The 258-nt window shown below is 35.3% G+C and carries 1 protein-coding gene; it reads right to left on the bottom strand.

Annotated features, from left to right (window positions below):
• On the bottom strand, positions 1-258 hold a 258-nt coding region (locus NE668_RS09875), incomplete at both ends, for a hypothetical protein (protein WP_442806936.1).

Here is a 258-nt window from a genome sequence, read left to right as displayed (position 1 = left end):
AATGAAATCATCTTTTCCGCATTATTACCATCCAGTACAAAAACATGTCTGTCGTTATCAGAATCTCCCGGCATAGGAATGCCTATGTCTAATGCACGAAATTCATAAGTTCCAGTAAGATCAATTCCTTTTTCATTGCTATTTTCTTCAAAATTTTGCTTAACTGTTAACGGAACCTCTACTACATTTGATGCAGCTAAAACTTTATCAGCAGGAAAACACAAGAAGCTAAACAATAGAGCTGCTAACACAAGTATC

The sequence above is a fragment of the Veillonella parvula genome (assembly GCF_024461875.1).
GTDB lineage: Bacteria > Bacillota > Negativicutes > Veillonellales > Veillonellaceae > Veillonella > Veillonella parvula_I.
The sequence above is the reverse complement of the archived record's forward strand: the minus strand, read 5'-3'. Positions and strand labels throughout refer to the sequence as shown.